The 18,027-nt window shown below is 72.6% G+C and carries 18 protein-coding genes and 1 riboswitch; of the genes, 14 read left to right on the top strand and 4 right to left on the bottom strand.

Going from position 1 to position 18,027, the window contains the following annotated elements:
* Positions 1-64: 64 nt before the first annotated feature.
* From AB0H37_RS18345 to AB0H37_RS18315, 7 genes are all read left to right on the top strand, one after another.
* A complete protein-coding gene (locus AB0H37_RS18345) occupies positions 65-1,873 on the top strand; it encodes a hypothetical protein (protein WP_360613900.1) in 1,809 nt (602 codons plus the stop codon).
* A gap of 127 nt (positions 1,874-2,000) precedes the next feature.
* The gene (gene def / locus AB0H37_RS18340; protein WP_179833807.1) at positions 2,001-2,546 is read left to right on the top strand and encodes a peptide deformylase; all 546 of its coding nucleotides are present in this window, start codon (positions 2,001-2,003) and stop codon (positions 2,544-2,546) included.
* A complete protein-coding gene (gene fmt / locus AB0H37_RS18335; protein WP_179833808.1) occupies positions 2,547-3,473 on the top strand; it encodes a methionyl-tRNA formyltransferase in 927 nt (308 codons plus the stop codon). It begins immediately after the preceding gene.
* Positions 3,473-4,879 carry a transcription antitermination factor NusB gene (locus AB0H37_RS18330; RefSeq protein ID WP_329093219.1) on the top strand — a complete coding sequence of 469 codons (1,407 nt, stop codon included), beginning with the start codon at positions 3,473-3,475 and terminating at the stop codon, positions 4,877-4,879. Before fmt ends, AB0H37_RS18330 begins: the two co-directional genes overlap by 1 nt.
* A 53-nt stretch (positions 4,880-4,932) precedes the next feature.
* Positions 4,933-5,847 (top strand): phosphatase PAP2 family protein, encoded by a 915-nt coding sequence (locus tag AB0H37_RS18325; protein WP_360613896.1) that lies wholly within the window; start codon positions 4,933-4,935, stop codon positions 5,845-5,847.
* 12 nt (positions 5,848-5,859) lie between these two features.
* Positions 5,860-6,537 carry a ribulose-phosphate 3-epimerase gene (gene rpe / locus AB0H37_RS18320; RefSeq protein ID WP_329093215.1) on the top strand — a complete coding sequence of 226 codons (678 nt, stop codon included), beginning with the start codon at positions 5,860-5,862 and terminating at the stop codon, positions 6,535-6,537.
* A gap of 98 nt (positions 6,538-6,635) precedes the next feature.
* Positions 6,636-7,274 (top strand): HAD-IA family hydrolase, encoded by a 639-nt coding sequence (locus AB0H37_RS18315; RefSeq protein WP_360613894.1) that lies wholly within the window; start codon positions 6,636-6,638, stop codon positions 7,272-7,274.
* A 12-nt stretch (positions 7,275-7,286) separates the two neighbouring features.
* On the opposite strand, the gene AB0H37_RS18310 is transcribed toward AB0H37_RS18315, so the two are convergent.
* Positions 7,287-8,795: a hypothetical protein gene (locus tag AB0H37_RS18310; protein WP_179833813.1), complete on the bottom strand. Its 1,509-nt coding sequence runs from the start codon at positions 8,793-8,795 to the stop codon at positions 7,287-7,289.
* A 186-nt stretch (positions 8,796-8,981) separates the two neighbouring features.
* Positions 8,982-9,112, top strand: a riboswitch (FMN riboswitch).
* A gap of 72 nt (positions 9,113-9,184) precedes the next feature.
* On the opposite strand from AB0H37_RS18310, the gene AB0H37_RS18305 reads away from it, so the two are divergent.
* The 6 genes from AB0H37_RS18305 to AB0H37_RS18280 all read left to right on the top strand — a co-directional run bounded on the left by AB0H37_RS18305 (position 9,185) and on the right by AB0H37_RS18280 (position 13,592).
* The gene (locus tag AB0H37_RS18305; protein ID WP_329093210.1) at positions 9,185-9,778 is read left to right on the top strand and encodes a riboflavin synthase; all 594 of its coding nucleotides are present in this window, start codon (positions 9,185-9,187) and stop codon (positions 9,776-9,778) included.
* A complete protein-coding gene (pnuC, locus tag AB0H37_RS18300; protein ID WP_179833815.1) occupies positions 9,775-10,416 on the top strand; it encodes a nicotinamide riboside transporter PnuC in 642 nt (213 codons plus the stop codon). Before AB0H37_RS18305 ends, pnuC begins: the two co-directional genes overlap by 4 nt.
* Positions 10,413-11,702: a bifunctional 3,4-dihydroxy-2-butanone-4-phosphate synthase/GTP cyclohydrolase II gene (locus tag AB0H37_RS18295; RefSeq protein WP_360613891.1), complete on the top strand. Its 1,290-nt coding sequence runs from the start codon at positions 10,413-10,415 to the stop codon at positions 11,700-11,702. The genes pnuC and AB0H37_RS18295 overlap by 4 nt, the downstream gene beginning before the upstream one ends.
* Positions 11,699-12,211, top strand: coding sequence for a 6,7-dimethyl-8-ribityllumazine synthase (gene ribH, locus AB0H37_RS18290; RefSeq protein WP_179833817.1), 513 nt, complete (start codon positions 11,699-11,701; stop codon positions 12,209-12,211). The genes AB0H37_RS18295 and ribH overlap by 4 nt, the downstream gene beginning before the upstream one ends.
* A 66-nt stretch (positions 12,212-12,277) precedes the next feature.
* Positions 12,278-13,153 carry an ATP phosphoribosyltransferase gene (gene hisG / locus AB0H37_RS18285; protein ID WP_179833818.1) on the top strand — a complete coding sequence of 292 codons (876 nt, stop codon included), beginning with the start codon at positions 12,278-12,280 and terminating at the stop codon, positions 13,151-13,153.
* On the top strand, positions 13,146-13,592 hold the full coding sequence (locus tag AB0H37_RS18280; RefSeq protein WP_229809904.1) for a PH domain-containing protein: 447 nt from the start codon (positions 13,146-13,148) through the stop codon (positions 13,590-13,592). The genes hisG and AB0H37_RS18280 overlap by 8 nt, the downstream gene beginning before the upstream one ends.
* 37 nt (positions 13,593-13,629) lie before the next feature.
* Here the strand turns inward: AB0H37_RS18280 and AB0H37_RS18275 are convergent, their stop codons facing one another.
* Genes AB0H37_RS18275 through AB0H37_RS18265 form a run of 3 tightly spaced genes read right to left on the bottom strand, consistent with a single transcriptional unit; the run spans position 13,630 to position 16,938 of the window.
* The gene (locus AB0H37_RS18275) at positions 13,630-14,268 is read right to left on the bottom strand and encodes a hypothetical protein (RefSeq protein ID WP_360613888.1); all 639 of its coding nucleotides are present in this window, start codon (positions 14,266-14,268) and stop codon (positions 13,630-13,632) included.
* Complete coding sequence (locus AB0H37_RS18270) at positions 14,265-15,665, bottom strand: selenium-binding family protein (protein ID WP_179833820.1); 1,401 nt, start codon at positions 15,663-15,665, stop codon at positions 14,265-14,267. The genes AB0H37_RS18275 and AB0H37_RS18270 overlap by 4 nt, the downstream gene beginning before the upstream one ends.
* 10 nt (positions 15,666-15,675) lie before the next feature.
* A complete protein-coding gene (locus AB0H37_RS18265; RefSeq protein ID WP_360613886.1) occupies positions 15,676-16,938 on the bottom strand; it encodes a sulfite oxidase in 1,263 nt (420 codons plus the stop codon).
* Positions 16,939-17,128: 190 nt separating this feature from the next.
* On the opposite strand from AB0H37_RS18265, the gene AB0H37_RS18260 reads away from it, so the two are divergent.
* On the top strand, positions 17,129-18,025 hold the full coding sequence (locus AB0H37_RS18260) for a MoxR family ATPase (RefSeq protein WP_329093196.1): 897 nt from the start codon (positions 17,129-17,131) through the stop codon (positions 18,023-18,025).
* Positions 18,026-18,027 lie beyond the last annotated feature (2 nt).

Genomic DNA, 18,027 nt, shown 5'->3' with positions numbered 1-18,027 from the left:
ACTCGGCCGAGGCTGTGGAACTCAACCGACCCCGGGGAACTCCACTGACCAATAGGGTTCTGGGGTGGCCGACAACTGGGTGGAGACCACCGCGGGCGACCTGCGGCGCTGGTCGGAGGAACGCGGCGAGGCGCTGGACGAGCAGGGCGTCCGCATCCTGCTCGATCTGGCGCGGGAGGAGATGGGCCTCGCGGGCCCGGAGGCGCTGGAGCCGCGGCACGTCCGCGAGCTGCTCCTGGAGGTCTTCCCCGAGTCCGTGGTCGCCGGGCGCGACGACGTCCCGACCATCCTGGGCGCCCTCCGCCGGGTCGTCGCCTACCTGCGCGACACCGGCGCCGTCCCCGCCGCGGCCGCCGGCGGGCTGGAGGCGGAGATCGACCGGACCGGCACCGAGTTCGCCGAGGTCGTCGCCGCCGTCGACAGCGAGGAGCGGCAGGCGGCCGCCGAGGTCGTCGCCGGGCTGATGCAGGTCGACGGGATCGACCTGGACGACCAGGACGCCGTCGACGCGTGGGTGCGCGACTTCGAGGCGCAGCCGGAGGAGGAGCGCTTCGCCCGCACCGAGGAGTACCTGCGGCAGGCCGGGGAGCTGGTGGTCCCGCCCGTCCGGCTGGCGCCGCAGGCCGAGGTCGCGGACGCGGCGCGGCGGTCCGGCCTCACCGGGGCGGTCCTGGACCTGGCCCGCTGGACGGGCGAGCGGCCGCTGACCGAGCACGGCGCGCTCACCGAACCCGACGCCGAGGCCGCCCGGCTCGCCCTCGGCCTCGACTCACCGCGGCGCCACGGGCAGATGGAGGACGACGGCGCGCTGGAGCGGCTGTGGTGGGCCGCCGTCGAGGCGAAGGTGATCGACGCCGGGAACGGCCGCGGCGCCCCCGGCCCCGCGCTGCCGGGCCTGGAGTCCGGCGACGACGCGGCGCTGCTCACCGCCTGGCTGCCGCTGTTCGACGCCGTCGTCGTCCCCGGCCACGACTACGCCGACGGCCTGGACGCGGTCGAGCTCGTCCAGAACGAGCTGACCGGCGTCCTCATCCACCTGTACGAGCAGGAGGAGCCGGCCGGGCCCGAAACCCTCGCCGAGGCGCTGCTGGGCCACATCGAGGAGGCCTACGACCTCACCGACGCCGACACCATGTACGCGCTCGTGGCCGACGCCCTCGCGCTGGAACTGGCGACCCTCGGGGACTGGGGCGTCATCGAGGCGTCCGGCGCGGGCCGCGTGCTGACGCCGCTCGGGGTGTGGGCCGTCAGGGAGCTGCTCCTCGCGGACGGGTTCACCGCCCCCGTCGTCGGCGAACTGGCCGGCGCCCGCGCGTCCGAGCTCGTCGACGGGCTGACCTGGTACCGGCCGGACGCCGCCGACGAGGAGATCGACGGCTGGCTGGCGTCCCACGACCCCAAGGACGCCGCCGCCGACCTGCTGGACGTCATGCGGACCGGCGGCCCCGGCGCCCGCAACCTCGCCGCCGCCGTCCTGCACCGCGTCGGCCCCGAGGCCGCCGGCGTGGTCCGCGCCGCGCAGGAGCACCCGTTCGTGGCGCCCTATGCCGCGATGTGGCTGAACGCCGCCGGCGACCCGGCGGGGCGGGAACTGGCCCGCGAGGAGTACCTCTGGGTGTTCGTCGACACGGTCGCCGGGATGCTGGAGACCGCGGAGCCGGAGGAGGCGGTCGACGCGGCGCTCACCGACGCGCCCCCAGGGGCGGAGATGAGGACCATGGTGGACGAGCTCTGGCGCACCCATCATCCCGGCGTGGCCGACGTCCTGGAGGCCTTGGGCGCCCACCACCCCGACAAGGCGACGGCCAAGGCCGCCCGTACCGCCGCCTACAAGGCGCGTTCGGCGCGCCAGAGCGCGCACCGCGGTGTGTGAACATGGCGTGAATGTTTCGGGCCCGCGCCTCCGTAGACTTGAGGGCGCGTCCCCGTAGTCGGTGGCACCCGGGATGACCGGGTGGCACTCGCAGTGATCAGCGACATTCGCAGGAAACGGAGTCCCCTTGGCCGTCAAGCCCATCCGCCTCTTCGGCGACCCCGTGCTGCGCACGCCCGCGGAGCCGGTGAAGGACTTCGACAAGGAGCTGCGCCAGCTCGTCAAGGACCTCACCGACACGATGATCGACGCCCCCGGGGCCGGCCTGGCCGCCCCCCAGCTCGGCGTCGGGCTGCGCGTCTTCACCTACTACGTCGACGACCGCCTCGGCCACGTGGTCAACCCGACGCTCGACCTGTCGGACGAGCAGGAGACCGACGACGAGGGCTGCCTCTCCCTGCCCGGCCTCACGTTCCCCACGCCCCGCTCCCTCGGGGTGGTGGCGAAGGGCTTCAACATGCACGGGGAGCCGATCACGCTGGAGGGCACCCACCTGCTGGCCCGCTGCGTCCAGCACGAGACCGACCACCTCGACGGGATCATCTTCATCGACCGGATGGACGCCGAGCAGCGCAAGGCCGCGATGAAGGCGATCCGGGAGGCCGAGTGGTTCGGCGACCCGGCCCCCGTCGTGAAGGAGTCGCCGCACCGCACCTTCGGGAAGGCGATCTAGATGCGGCTGGTCTTCGCCGGGACGCCCGAGACGGCGCTCCCGGCCCTGACGGCCCTCCTGGGGTCCTCGCACGAGGTCGCGGCGGTCGTGACCCGGCCCGACGGGCGTTCGGGGCGGGGGAGGCATCTGAGCGCCAGCCCGGTCGCCTCGCTCGCCGCCGAGGCCGGCGTCGAGGTGCTCAAGCCCGCGAAGGCCCGCGACCCCGAGTTCCTCGACCGGCTCCGGGAGATCGCGCCGGACTGCTGCCCGGTGGTCGCCTACGGCGCGCTGCTGCCCCGCGAGGCCCTGGACATCCCCCGGCACGGCTGGGTGAACCTGCACTTCTCGCTGCTGCCCGCCTGGCGCGGGGCCGCCCCGGTGCAGCGCTCGATCCTGCACGGGGACGACGTGACCGGCGCGGCCACGTTCCAGATCGAGGAGGGCCTGGACACCGGCCCGGTCTACGGCGTGCTCACCGAGCCGATCCGGCCGGACGACACCACCGGTGACCTGCTGGGACGGCTGGCCGTCGCCGGTGCGGCCCTTCTGCTGGACACCATGAACGGCATCGAGGCGGGCGTTCTGGAGCCCCGGCCGCAACCGACCGAGGGGGTGTCCCACGCGGCGAAGCTGACGCCCGAGGACGGCCACGTCGACTGGAAGAGCCCGGCCCTGCACATAGACCGCCTGATCCGCGCCTGCACCCCGGCGCCCGGTGCGTGGACGAACTTCCGCGACACGCGGGTCAAGCTCGGCCCCGTCCGTCCGGTGCCCGACGCCGCCAGGCTGGCGCCCGGCGAGATCGGCGGGGGCAGGAACGAGGTGCTGGTCGGCTCGGCCACGCATCCCGTCGCGCTGGGCGAGGTGCAGCCGCAGGGCAAGCGCCGCATGGCCGCCGCCGACTGGGTCCGCGGCCTCAACCTCATCGGCAAGGACGCGCTGCACTGATGCCTCCCGCCCGCGACCGACGACGCGCCCCGAACCGCCGACCGGGCGGTCCCCGCAAGACGGGCCGCCCCCAGGACCTCGTCCGCCGTACCGCGTTCGACGTGATCCGGGCGGTGGAGACCCGCGACGCCTACGCGAACCTCCTGCTCCCCGCACGCCTGCGCGACCGCGGCCTGACCGGACGCGACGCCGCACTCGCCACCGAGCTGACGTACGGGACCCTGCGCGGCAGGGGAACCTACGACGCGGTGCTCGCGCTGTGCAGCGACCGTGAACTGCGCCGTGTCGACGCGCCCCTCCTGGACGTCCTGCGCCTCGGCGCCCACCAGGTCCTCGCCACCCGCATCCCGCCGCACGCCGCCGTGGCGACGACGGTGGAACTGGCCCGCTCGGTCTCCGGCCCGGGCCAGGCCAAGTTCGCCAACGCGGTGCTCCGCAAGGTCGCCATGCGCGACATGGACGCCTGGCTGCAGATCGTGGCGCCCGCCGACGCCGACGCCACGACGCGCCTCTCGGTCGCCCACAGCCACCCGAAATGGATCGTGTCCGCCATGCGGGACGCCGTCGGGGCGGCCGAGATCGGCGAACTCCTCGCGGCCGACAACGCCCGCCCCCGCGTGACACTGGTCGCACGCCCAGGCCGGGCGACACTGGAAGAGCTGTACGGCGCGGGCGCGGAGCCCGCCCCCTACTCGCCCTTCGGCGCCGTTCTGACCGAGGGCGACCCGGCGGGTATCGACGCCGTCCGCGACGGGCGCGCCGCCGTCCAGGACGAGGCCAGCCAGATGGTCGCCCTGGCGCTCGCCGAAGCCCCCCTGGACGGCCCGGACGCACGTTGGGCCGACCTCTGCGCCGGCCCCGGAGGCAAGGCGGGGCTCCTGTCGGCCCTCGCCGCCCAGCGCGATGCCCGGCTCCTCGCCGCGGACCTCCAGCCGCACCGCGCCGGGCTCGTCCGGCGCGCGGTCGACGACCGCACGGGCGTGGTCGCCGCCGACGGCACCGCGCCCGCCTGGCGTCCGGCCTCGTTCGACCGCGTCATGGTGGACGCTCCCTGCACCGGCCTGGGCGCGCTCCGCCGCCGCCCCGAGGCCCGCTGGCGCCGGGGCCCCGAATCGGTCGCCGAACTCGGGCCGCTCCAGCGGAAGCTGCTCGCCACGGCACTGGAGTCCGTCCGGCCCGGCGGCGTGGTCGCCTACGTCACCTGCTCGCCCCACCTGGCGGAGACCCGCGTGGTGGTGGACGACGTCCTGGGCAAGCGCGAGGACGTCGAGCGACTCGACGCACCCGCCGTCCTGGCGGCGATCGCTCCCGGCCTCACCGGGCTGGGGGACGGCCCGTACGCCCAGTTCTGGCCGCACCGCCACGGCACGGACGCGATGTTCCTGGCGCTGCTCCGCCGGACCTGACCGCTGCACCGACCTCTGGGGGAGGCCCTCTGCTGACCGGCTTCATGATTTTCATGTCGTATCTGGGCAGCGCGGCCTTCTACGTCCCGCTGCTCCTGGCGCTGTTCTGGTGCGTGGCGCCGCGGCAAGCCGCGAGGGCCGCCGTCGTCCTGATGTTCGGCGCGGTCCTCAACGCGCTCCTCAAGCTGGTCTTCCACGCGCCCCGCCCCTACTGGACGGACCCGTCCGTCAAGGGCAGGCAGTCGCTGACGTCCTTCGGGATGCCGTCCGGCCACGCACAGAACAGCATCGCGGGCTGGGGCTTCTTCGCGGCCCAGACCAGGCGGTGGTACCTGTGGGCGGGCGCGGTGGCCGTGATCCTCCTGATCGGGGTGTCCCGCGTCTACCTGGGCGTCCACTCGACAGGGCAGGTACTGGCGGGCTGGGGCGTCGGCCTGGCCGTCCTGGTCGCCGCCCTCGGGCTTGAGCCCATCGCCGTCCCATGGTGGCGGCGGCAGCATCTGGCCCTGCAACTGGCGCTCTCCCTGACGGTCTCCTTGCTGATGCTCGCGGCGTCGTGGGGCGCCGCACGGCCGCTCCGGGACTGGCGGTGGCCCCAGGCGTGGGCCGAGGCCGTCCGGGCGGCCGGAGGCGTCGCCGAGCCCGTCACGCTGACCGATTCGGCCCAGGCGTCCGGCGCTCTCTGCGGCCTCCTGATGGGCCTGTCCCTCGTCGCGTGGCGCGGCTGGTTCGAGCCGGGCGGCAGGGCCTGGCAGCGCCTGGCGCGCCTCCCGGTCGGCCTCGCGGGGGCGGCGGTCATCGCCTTCTTCGAAGGGGCCGGCCTGGTCCAGGCGTTCGCCGTCCAGGCGCTGCTCGTGCTGTGGGTGACGGCGGGCGCGCCGGAGGTCTTCGTCCGCCTGCGCCTGGCGGCCCGTCCCACCCCGGGCCTCACCCGGGCGGGTGACGATCGGGCGGGGCTGCGCCAATAGAATCGGGGCATCATGGCTCCTCAGATCGCACCCAGCATCCTGTCCGCCGACTTCGCCCGCCTGGCCGAGGACGTCGCGCGCGTCGCCGACTCCGCCGACTGGGTCCACGTCGACGTGATGGACAACCACTTCGTCCCGAACCTCACCCTGGGACTGCCCATCGTGGAGGCGCTGCTCAGGAACAGCGCGCTGCCCCTCGACTGCCACCTGATGATCGAGGACCCCGACCGCTGGGCGCCGCAGTACGCCGAGGCGGGGGCCGGGAGCGTGACCATCCACGCCGAGGCGGCGAAGGCGCCCGTCCGCACCCTGCGGGCCATCCGCGCCGCCGGCGCGCGCGCGGGGCTGGGCGTCAACCCGGCCACCCCGGTGGACGGCTTCGAAGACATCCTCGGCGAGATCGACATGCTCCTGCTGATGACGGTCGAGCCCGGCTTCGGCGGCCAGAAGTTCCTGGACGTCGTCCTGCCGAAGGTCCGTCGCGCGCGGGAGCTCATCAAGGGCCGCGACCTGCCCGTCTGGCTCCAGGTGGACGGCGGCGTCAGCGCCGAGACGATCGAGCGCTGCGCGGAGGCGGGCGCGGACGTGTTCGTCGCGGGCAGCGCCGTCTACGGGGCCGACGACCCGGCCGAGGCCGTCCGCAGGCTCCGCGCCCAGGCCGAAGAGGCGACGGCGAAGGCGGACTGGTGAACGACCCCGCGGAGCGGGCGGGGGGTGTGGGGGGTCGTCCCCCCACAGTGAACGGCCCCGCGGAGCGGGCGGGGGGTGTGGGGGGTCGTCCCTCCACGATGACCCTGCCCTGCGCCGCCGTCCTGTTCGACGTGGACGGGACCCTCGTCGACTCGACGCCCCTCGTCGAGCGCGCGGGCCGTGAATGGGCCGCCGAGTACGGCATCGACCCGGACGCGTTCATGTCGGGCGCCCACGGCCGCCGCACGAGCGACCGTGTGGCCGAGTTCCTTCCACCCGAACGGGTCCGTGAGGCCACCGCTCGCCTGGACGCCCTGGAGGCGACCAGCACCGACGGCATCATCGCCCTGCCGGGTGCCCTGGAACTGCTGACGGACCTGGGCGGCCTGCCCCACGCCTTCGTGACGTCCATGGACCGGGCGCAGCTCAAGGTGCGCACCGGAGTGGCCGGTGTCCCCTCCCCGCCCGTCGTGGTGACCGCCGAGGACGTGGCGGACGGCAAGCCCGACCCGTCCGGCTACCTCCAGGCGGCCCGCCGCCTGGGCGTGGACCCGTCCGCCTGCGTGGTCGTCGAGGACGCCCCCGCCGGGATCGCCGCGGGGCGCGCGGCCGGGGCCACCGTCCTCGCACTGGTCACCAGCCATCCGGAGGAGTCGTTGGCCGCGGCCCACCACGTCGTCCAGGACCTGAGCCGCGTGCGGGCCACCCCGACCGGCCTGCGCCTCACCATCGCCTGAACACCCGGGGCCTCAGCCCCTGGCGCTCCCGGCCTGCGCGCCGTCGATGCCGAGCGAGGCGTGGAACATCGCGTGGACGCGGAACCGGCGCACGGCCGCGAGGTTGAGGTGCTGCACCTGGTGGCTGCCGAGGAACGGCCCGTCCGCGGAGGCCCGCGCCGTCAGCAGGCCCGCCCGCCACAGGATCTCGATCAGCTCGTTCGGGTCGCACGAGGGAAGCCACGACCCGGTCCCGTGCGTGGGGACGTCGCCGCAGGCCAGCTCCAGGCACAGCAGTTCGAGCTCGTCGCGGCCGAACGCCGGGGGACGGCTGCGGAACACCTCGAACACGCTCAGCAGGCCCGGGTACTGGGAGCGGTACTCGGCGGCGATGTCCTTCGTGCGCTCGGCGGAGTAGCCGTACTCCGACCGCTCGATCGACGAGTACGGCACCGGGAGCCTGGAGCGCCGGGCCCTGGCCTGCTCCAGCGCCTCCGAGCAGAACTGGATGAGCTCCCTCGGCCGGTACAGCGTCCGGTCGACCATGTAGCCGAACGACCCGTCCCGCCCCTTGCCGGGCGGCGGCGGCGCGAAGACCGCCGACCAGCAGGCCCGGTCCCCGGCGCGTTCGAGGGCGTCCACGGCGAAGCCGTTCTCGTGGGCCGAGTGCCGGATCCGCCTGGCGATCAGTTCGAGCAGCGAGTCCTCCGACCAGGAGATCTTCTCCAGCAGGTCCCGGTGCTTCTGCGCGTCGTCGTACAGGGCGGGGATGTCGTCGTACAGCTCCTGCCGCAGCGAGATGTAGACGCGCAGGTTCGGGTGCAGCGCGTTGATGGACACGCACGCCTGGAACAGCCCGGACACGAACGCCTTGGCGTCCTCGGAGGAGTCCCAGCCGCGGTCCAGCTCGTCCACGAGCACCACCACCCGCTGGTTGTCCAGCACCTTGCGCAGCGCCGGCAGCAGGTTCTGGATCTCCTCCAGCTGGTAGAGGCGGTCCAGCTCGCGGGTCCGCAGGCCGGCCTCGATCGGCCCGATCTTCACGGCCTCCAGCCGTTTGAGGTAGGAGACCAGCAGCGACAGGGGACCGAGCTGCTGGGCGCCGTGGATGTCCCGGATGTAGTTGTGGATCTGCCGGCCGCCGTTCCTGGTGAGCCGCATCCCCTTGCGCGCCAGCGCCTTCATGACGAGCACGTAGATCAGGTACTTCCACGCGGCGGCGTAGGCGCCCTGTTTGGCCCACGAGCCCGCGCTCTCCGCCGCCATCGTGGAGCTGAGCAGCTCGTAGGAGTAGTCCTCGGGCGACAGTTCGATCACGTGGCTGCCCTCGGAGCGTTCCCGCTTGGCCAGCACCTTGAAGATCGCGCTCTTCCCGGCCCCGCGGTTGCCCATCAGGATCGTCTTCGCCCCGGACCGGACGCGGTGGTAGGCCGAGGACTCCACGAAGTACTTCTCCAGCCCCCGCGAGATGTCGCGCTCGGCGGACGGCGTGCCGAAGTCGAGAACGTCAAGGATCTTGGGCGACAGGTTCAACCTCGCCATGGGCCTTCCCGAAAATGAAGAACAGGGGTTTGTTAACAACTTGCACCGCGCACTCCCTCCACGGCAAGAGCTGACGTCGGCGCCCGCGGGGCGATGGCACGCGCCGGGCCCCGCGCGGCGGCGCCGTGGCGATGGTCACAGGGGCGCGGAAGGGAATGCGTGGCACACTGGTTGGCAAAGCATGAAACGCGTGCTCCGGGGTCGGTGAAATTCCGAACCGGCGGTGACAGTCCGCGACCCGGCCGAAGCCATCGGCCGGTTGACCCGGTGGAACTCCGGGACCGACGGTGAAAGTCCGGATGGGAGGCAGCGCGCGGTACACCCCTGACCAGGGGTGTATTCGGACGCACGTACGTCCCCCGGAGCCACTGATCTAGGAGGCCCGGGAGATGTTCACCGGCATCGTCGAGGAGCTCGGCGAGATCGTGGCGATCGACCCCCAGGGGGACTCGGTCGCGCTCGCGGTCCGCGGGCCGCTGGTCGTCCAGGACGCCGTGCACGGCGCGTCGATCGCCGTCAACGGCGTCTGTCTCACCGTGGTGGACGTCAAAGGCGAGGTCTTCACCGCCGACGTCATCAAGGAGACGCTCGACAAGTCCAGCCTGGGCGTGCTGGAGCCGGGCTCCAAGGTCAACCTGGAACGTCCCGTGCGGCTGTCGGACCGGCTGGGCGGCCATCTCGTCCAGGGCCACGTCGACGGCGTCGGCGCGATCATCTCCCGCGAGCCGGGGGAGCGGTGGGACGTGGTGACGGTCTCCCTGCCTTCCGAGCTGAGCCGCTACCTGGTCGACAAGGGCTCGATCACCGTCGACGGGATCAGCCTCACGGTCGTCGAGGCGGGCGCCGACCGGTTCAGCGTCGCCCTCATCCCGACGACGCTCGCGCTGACCACCCTCGGCCGCAAGGGGCCCGGCGACCCGGTGAACCTCGAAGTCGACGTCGTCGCCAAGTACGTCGAGCGCATGCTCGGAGACCGGTCATGAACTGGCTCGGCGCCGGTTTCGAGGTCTTCGGCGAGCACATCCTGTGGACCGATCTCGCCGGCAACGTCCTGTCGCTCGCCGTGGTCTGGCTCGCCATGCGCAAGACCCTCTGGACCTGGCCGGTGCAGCTGGTCGGCGCCCTCCTGCTGCTCGCGGCCTCGCTGCACGCGCACGTCCCAGGAAACGCGCTCAAGCAGATCCTGTTCTGCGGGCTCGCCCTCTACGGGTGGTTCATGTGGACCCGCGGACGGCGCGAGGCCGACGGGCTGGCCGTCCGGCAGGCGACGGCCAGGGAGCGCGCCGTGCTGCTCGGCGCCCTCGTGGTCGGCACGGCCGTGGTCGCCGAGCTGTTCGTGCACCTCGACTGGCTGAAGGTCGCCTGGTCGCCGTGGGCGAACGCCTACATCTTCGTCGGCAGCGCGGTCGCGACGTTCGCGCAGAGCCGCGCGCTCGTCGACTTCTGGATCGTCTGGGTGCTGGTCGACCTGGTCGGGGTGCCGCTGGCGCTCAAGTCCGGGCTGTACGTCTCCGGCGCGGTCTACGGGATCTTCTTCGTGATGGTGATGGTCGGGTTCAGGAACTGGCTCCGGGAGTCCCGGAGCGCGCGCAACTCCACGCAAAGGGCGGTGACCGCATGAGCGGCAACGACACGGGGATCGACAACACGAGGCTCGACAACACGGGGCCCGACGACACGGGGATCTTCGACTCCATCGAGTCGGCGGTCGCCGACATCGCCGCGGGCCTGCCCGTCGTGGTCGTCGACGACGAGGACCGCGAGAACGAGGGCGACATCATCTTCGCGGCGTCCAAGGCGACGCCCGAGCTGCTGACGTTCACGATCCGCTACACCAGCGGCGTCATCTGCGTCCCCATGGAGGGCGCCGACCTCGACCGGCTGCAGATCCCGCTGATGACCGCGCAGAACACCGAGCGCATGCGCACCGCGTACACGGTCAGCGTGGACGCCCGGCTCGGCGTCAGCACCGGCATCTCCGCCGCCGACCGGGCGCGCACGATCCGCACGCTGTGCGACTCGGCGTCCGAGCCCGGCGACCTGGTCCGTCCCGGCCACATCTTCCCGCTGCGCTACCGCGAGGGCGGCGTCCTGCGCCGGCGCGGCCACACCGAGGCCGCCGTCGACCTCGCCAGGCTCGCCGGGCTCTCCCCGGCCGGCGTCCTCGCCGAGGTGGTGAACGAGGACGGCACCATGGCGCGCCTGCCCGAGCTCCAGGTCTTCGCGAAGGAGCACGGCCTCAAGCTCATCTCCATCGAGCAGCTCGCCGAGCACCGCAGGCGCACCGAGGCGATGGTGACCCGCGTCGTCGAGACCGGCCTGCCCAACCGGTTCGGGATGTGGCGCGCGGTCGGGTTCTCCAGCGCCATCGACGGCGGCGAGCACATCGCGCTCGTGCTGGGCGACATCGGCGACGGCGAGGACGTCCTGGTCAGGGCTCACTCCGAGTGCCTCACCGGCGATGTCCTGCACTCCGAGCGCTGCGACTGCGGAACCCAGCTCGACGCCGCCATGGAGCGGATCGCCGAAGAGGGACGCGGCATCGTGCTCTACCTGCGCGGGCACGAGGGACGCGGGATCGGCCTGCTCGCCAAGCTCCGGGCGTACGCCCTCCAGGACAACGGCTCCGACACCGTCGACGCCAACCTGGAGCTGGGGCTGCCCGCCGACGCGCGCGAGTACTCCAACGCCGGCCACATGCTGCGCGAGCTGGGCGTACGCTCGGTCCGGGTGCTCACCAACAACCCGGACAAGCTCAGGGGGCTGGGCGGTTTCGGGGTGGAGGTGCGGGGGCGCGAGGCCATGCCCGTCATCGTCACCGAGCACAACCGGCGCTACCTGACGGTCAAGCGCGACCGTCTGGGACACCAGATCGAACTGGACCACCAGAGCGAGGGACTCTCATGAGCGGCGCGGGACGCCCTGAGGACATCACGGTCGACGCTGCCGGGCTCACGCTCGGCATCGTGTGCACCCGCTGGCACGAGCAGGTCACCGACCGGCTGCTGGAGCGGGCGCTCGCCGCGGCGAAGGCGTGCGGCGTGGACGAGCCGGTCGTGGCCCGCGTCGCCGGCGCGCTCGAACTGCCCGTGATCGCCCAGCAGATGGCCCGCGAGTTCGACGCCGTCGTCTGCCTCGGCGCGGTCGTCCGGGGCGCAACCGCCCATTTCGACTACGTGTGCGACTCGGTGACCGCCGGTGTGACCCGCGTCGCGCTGGACGAGTCGACTCCGGTGGGCAACGGGGTGCTCACCTGTGACACCATTGAGCAGGCACTGGAACGCAGCGGGCTGCCGGGCAGCTCCGAGGACAAGGGATGGGAGGCGACTGTGGCCGCACTCGACACGGCACTGACCCTGCGAGGTCTGCGGCATCACGGTCACGCCGGGCACGGCCTGGAGCATCTGGGCTTCTAGGCGAGGAGCGCCTGAGCTCCCGAACGTCCCGGTATCCCGTACCCATCCTCATCGAAAGGCCGATCCGTGCTGTCACTCGTTCTGCCCAAGGGGTCGCTGGAGAAGGCGACCATGCAGCTGTTCGACGCCGCCGACCTCACCGTCCAGCGCGCCTCGGACCGCGACTACCGCGCCTCCATCGACGATCCCCGCATCGACCGCGTCCGGGTCCTGCGGCCGCAGGAGATCCCGACCTACCTCGAACAGGGCCTGTTCGACCTCGGCATCACCGGCCGCGACTGGATCACCGAGACCGACGCCGACGTCGTCAGCCTCGGCGAGCTGAAGTACTCCAAGGCGACCTCCAACCCCGTCCGCGTGATCATGGCGGTGCCGGACGGCGCGCCCTGGCAGTCGGTGGCGGACCTGCCGGAGGGCGTGCGGATCTCCACCGAGTTCCCGGCGATGACCAAGCGGTACCTCGACAGGCACGGCGTCAAGGCCACGGTCGTCCCGTCCTACGGCGCGACCGAGGCGAAGGTGCCCGACATCGTGGACGCGATCGTCGACCTCACCGAGACCGGCTCGTCGCTGCGCAAGAACGGCCTGCGCATCCTCGACACGCTCCTGACCAGCTACACCGAGCTGGTCGCGAACCGCGAGGCCTACGAGGACGCCGAGAAGCGCGCCGCGATGGAGGACATCTCCCTGCTGCTGCAGGGCGTGATCCGCGCCCGCGGCAAGGTGCTGCTCAAGCTGAACGTGGCGCACGGCGACCTGCAGAAGGTCCTGGACATCATGCCCGCGATGTCCTCGCCCACGGTCACCTCGCTCGCCGGCGGCGAGTCCAACGCCGTGGAGTCGGTGGTGGCCAAGCGCGGCGTCAACACGCTGATCCCGGCGCTGAAGGCGGCGGGCGCCCACGACATCCTCGAGATCCCCATCGCGAAGATCGTTGACTGACGTCCCGGCCCTGCCGGCGGTGTGGCGCCCCCGCACCACCCGGCTCGTCGCCTACACCACGGCGGGCGTGATCGTGCTCGGCATGATCGTGCTCGCCGTGGTGGTGGCGCCGCAGTTCAAGACGTTCGACCGGATCCTGATGGTCGCCTTCGGCGCGGTGGTGGCCTGGGTCCTGCACATGCTGGCCCGCTGCCGCGTCGGCGCAGACGAGTCCGGCCTCACGGTCGTCAACGCCTTCCGCACCCGCCGCCTGGCATGGCCCGAGGTGGTCGACGTCTCCATGACCACAGGCGACCCGTGGCCCACCCTCGACCTGGCCGACGGCACCACCCTCCCCGCCATGGGCATCAACGGCGCCGAGAAGGCCCGCGCCGCCCACCAGCTCGCCGAACTCCGCGCCCTCCTCCACACCCGAGGCGAAGCCCCCGACCCCACCTGACCCCGTCGCCCGGCCCTCCCGTACCGGCTCCCTGGGGTCACCAGGCGGTGAAGGCGGTCATGGTGCCGGCGCCTATGAGGGCGACGGCCCAGAGGCGGTCGAGGTTGAACCAGGCGCGGCGCAGGACGGCCAGGCCGACGACCTCGTAGACGAGCACGGCGATCACGCCGGCCACGGCGAACATCGACAGGGTGTGCACGGCGGTGACGAACACCCCGGTCGACAGGGCGCTGCCGGAGGACGACGCCAGGCCGTGGTCGTGGCCCGCCGGGGCCGTTCCGGACGCGGTGAGCACGGGCAGCAGCATCAGGCCCGCGCCGTGCACCGACGACATCAGGAACGACCAGCCGGCGAGCTGCCACAGCGAGATCCGCATGCCGACCCACCGGAAGTGCCGCCGCGACAGCAGCCGCCACAGGCCGAAGCCGACGAGCACGGCCCCGCCGCCGATCGCGACCGCGCGGGTCGCGACGACGGAGCGGGTGAGGGCGACCAGGACGGCGACGGCGCCGACGGAGGCGGCGTGGCCCGCGGCGATGGCCGGGAGCGACTGCAGCACGAGGGCACGGCTGCGCTCCTGGAGTCCGCGGGCCACGGCGAACAGCCATCCCATGGCCGGGTTGAGGCCGTGGAAGGCGCCGAGCGCGACGAGTGCGGCGAGCGACCCGTCGTTCACGGGTAACAGTAGGAGTCCGAGGAGGCGTCGCCGCCCTGGAGGCGCGTCTGGTGCGGGCGGCGGCCGCGGAAGTCGTCGCCGTTGGGGAAGAACCGCTCGTCGAACGAGAAACCGTCCGGGGTGGAGTCCAGCTTGGCCATCCACGCGCCGACGCCGTCGGGGTAGAACTGGTCGTCCCACGAGCCGTAGAGCGAGTTGGTGACGTAGACGCGTTCGCCGTCGCGGCTGACCTCCACCATCTGCGGCCCGCCCGCGAGAGGGCGCCCGGGGTCGGCGGGGTGGGGGGTCCGGCCGACGATGCCGCCGATGCGCACCGAGCCCGCCTCGACCGGGTGGAACGGGTCGCTGACGTCGTAGCGCTTCAGCTCGCCGGTGCCCCAGCACGAGACGTACAGCCACTGGTCGTCCACGGACAGGTCGATGTCCGTCACGAGCGGGGGCACGGCCCCGAACGGCCGGATGACGGGCGGCAGGGCGTCCGGGTCGGCCGGCTCGGCGGGGATCGTGATCACCTTCGTCGCGGCCCACCGGTCGCCGTCGCGGTGCCAGACCCACACCGACGCCGACAGGTCCTCGACGCTGACGACCACGCCCGCGAAACCGTACAGCTTCGTCGGGTCGTGCGCGGGACGCAGCTCCAGGACCATCTGGTGCTCGTCCCCGAGGTCGACGGTCTGGACGTGCTTGCGCTTGCGCAGGTCGAAGAAGTTCAGCGAGTGACCGTACTTGCGGCCCAGCAGCAGTTCGCCGACGACGCCGTCCTCGATCATGGACGGTGTGCCCCACTCGGACGCGACGAGCACGTCGTGCGCGATGTGCCACCAGGCGTCGTAGGCGAAGTACTGCGGGCCCCGGTCGACCTCCCAGCGTCCGAGCACCTCGAACGAGGCGTGGTCGATCAGTGCGATCCCGCCCGGGCCGTCCTCGCCGTTCGCCCCGCCGAGGGCCGTCAGGTAGAGGCCCTCCGGCCCGCAGTGGACGGTGTGCGGGCGCGAGTACCCGGCGCGCTTGGCCAGCTCGTCCGGCTCCAGCGTCTTGACGATCTTCGGGGCGGTCGGGTCGTCCTTGGTGTCGATGACGTAGATCCGCGACGACCGCAGCCCGGGGACGATCAGGTAGCGGCGCTCGACGTGCGGGTGCGGGGAGCCGGGGCACAGGGCGCTGCTGCACGCGTTCCATCCGAAGTGGTGCAGCTCGTCCCCGAGATAGGGCAGCTCGGTCCACCCCACCACGGAGCCGTAGGAGGCGGAGCCGGGGTCCACGTCGAGCACCGCGATCGCGTCCGGCTTCTCCGCGGCCCGGTCGAACGCCGCGACGTAGGCGAGCTTCTCCGGAGGCGCGGAGGCGGCGTCGCGCGGGGACGCGTAGAACGTCGGGTCTGGCTTCCACAGTGGCATGGGTGCCCTTTCAGGTGATGGTGACCGGGTGCCGGACGACGGCGCCGAAGAGATAGCCGAGCGTGTTGTAGGGGGCGGTCGCAGGCTGGGTGGTGCCGGTCTCGTCGGTCGCGCGCGCCAGGAGCTCGTGCCGGCCCGGTCGTTCGGGACGCCACGGCAGCTCCCAGCGGACCCATCCGCGAGGACTGGGGTGCCGGTCCCGCAGGCGGGCGCGGCGCCACGTCCGTCCGCCGTCCACGCTGACCTCGGTGTGCCGGATCCGGCCGTTGCCCGACCAGGACCGGCCGTGCAGGACGTGCGGGCGCGCGGGCAGGGAGGCATCCCAGGGCAGCTCGAACGCGGACTTGACGTTCATGCGGGTCAGGGGCGGCGACCCCTCCTCGGGGTAGCCGGGCCCGAAGAGCCGGTAGTAGCGGGTGTTCCACGGTGAGAACAGCGGCTCGTCGGCCACCTGGATGTCCCCCAGCCATTTGATGGACGCGATGCCCGCCCACGAGGGCACGACCAGGCGCACCGGATGGCCGTGGTCGGGAGGCAGGGGAGCGCCGTTCATCTCGTAGGCGAGAAGCGCGTCCTTCATGGCCTTCGCGATCGGCAGGGGACGCCGCACGCGGCCGAGGTTCTCGCCCTTGTCCACGAACTCAGCGTCCAGCCCGCGCGGCATGATGTCCACCGCCTCAGGGGTCACACCTGCGCGACGCAGGACGGTCGCCAGGCGGACGCCGCGCCAGCGGGCCACGCCGGCCGCGCCCAGCCGCCAGGGCGTCCCCGACACCTCCTGGCCCTGCTGGGAGGTGTAGAACCCGCGCGCGTTGCCCGTGCACTCGATGAACGCGGTGAGCTCCTCCGCCGGGAGCCGGAGGAGGTCCTCGTAGGTGAACTCGACGGGACGGTCCTCGGCGGGCGCGCCGCGCAGGCCCGTTCCCCACAGCCTCAGCCGCCAGGTGCGCGCGTCGATGAGCGGCGTGGCGACGTGGTTGCGGACGAAGAACCGGTCGGCGGGCGTGAGGTACCCCTGCCCGCGCATGGCCTCCCACCGCATCTCGGCGTTCGTGCCCTGCGGGATGAACAGCTCCGGGGGCAGCGGCTTCACGATCCCCGTCGCGGCGCCCGCGGGCCTCGGGCCGAGGGCCGCGGAGAGGCCGGCGGTCAGCCCGGCTCCCGCCGACAGCCGCAGCAGTCCCCTCCGGGTCGGGAACCGGACGTGCTCGTAGGTCGCCTCGTCGGTCAGGTCGTCCCCATGGGGCAGGTCACCGGGATCACCGCTTCGCATGGTTCCGATGCTGCTCAGCCCGCGTCCAAAAGTCAACTTTCCCTACTGCTTTAACAGGTTTTTGCAGAGGGGTGAGGTTCGTGGAACAGGACAAGACAGACGGCCGGCCGAACCGGATCCGTGCCGGGACCAGATGTGTGACTCGGGTCTCGGGCTGAGTAGCCTGTGATCCGTGGGGGAGGCGGCGCCGATGACCGTGGATCAGGTCGGATCGCCCGCGGAGCTCGCGGGCCTGCTCGACAGGCATGGCTACCTGTGCGACGAGGGGCTCGGCACGGCCTGCTTCCTCGCCCTGCGGATGGGGCGGCCCCTGTTCCTGGAGGGGGAGGCCGGCGTCGGCAAGACCGAGCTGGCCAAGACGCTCGCGCGGGGCCTCGGCGCGCCGCTGATCCGGTTGCAGTGCTACGAGGGGCTCGACGCGTCGCAGGCCCTCTACGACTGGGACTTCCCCCGCCAGCTCCTGCACCTGCGCGCCGCGGAGGCCGCGGGCGTCAGCGACGTGTCGCGGCTGGAGGGCGAGCTCTACGACCGGCGCTTCCTGCTGGCGCGGCCGCTGCTCCAGGCGCTGGAGACGTCCCCCAGCGTGCTGCTCGTCGACGAGCTGGACCGTGCCGACGACGAGTTCGAGGCCTTCCTGCTCGAAGTCCTCAGCGACTTCACGATCACCGTCCCCGAGCTCGGCACGATCCGGGCCGAGCGGCCGCCGGTGGTCGTGGTGACGTCCAACCGCACCCGCGAGGTCCACGACGCGCTGAAGCGCCGCTGCCTGTACCACTGGCTGGAACATCCGTCCTTCGACCGCGAGGTCGCGATCATCAGGCGCCGGCTGCCGGACGCGGCGGAGCGGCTGGCCGGGCAGGTGGCGCGGGCCGCGCAGCGGATGCGCGAGACCGACCTCCTGAAGCCGCCGGGCGTCGCCGAGTCCCTGGACTGGACGGAGGCGCTCGTGGCCCTCGGCGTCCGCGACCTCGACCCGGGGGCGGCGGCGGTGACGCTCGGCGCCGTCCTGAAGTACCGCGAGGACCAGCAGCGCGTGCTCGGCGGCGGTGGCGCGGCCGGGCTAGAGGCCCTGCTCAACGGGGGTTAGCC

This window comes from Actinomadura sp. NPDC023710, assembly GCF_040639875.1.
Taxonomy (GTDB): Bacteria; Actinomycetota; Actinomycetes; order Streptosporangiales; family Streptosporangiaceae; genus Spirillospora; species Spirillospora citrea.
Note: the sequence above shows the minus strand (reverse complement) of the source record. Positions and strands in the feature narration are given on the sequence as shown.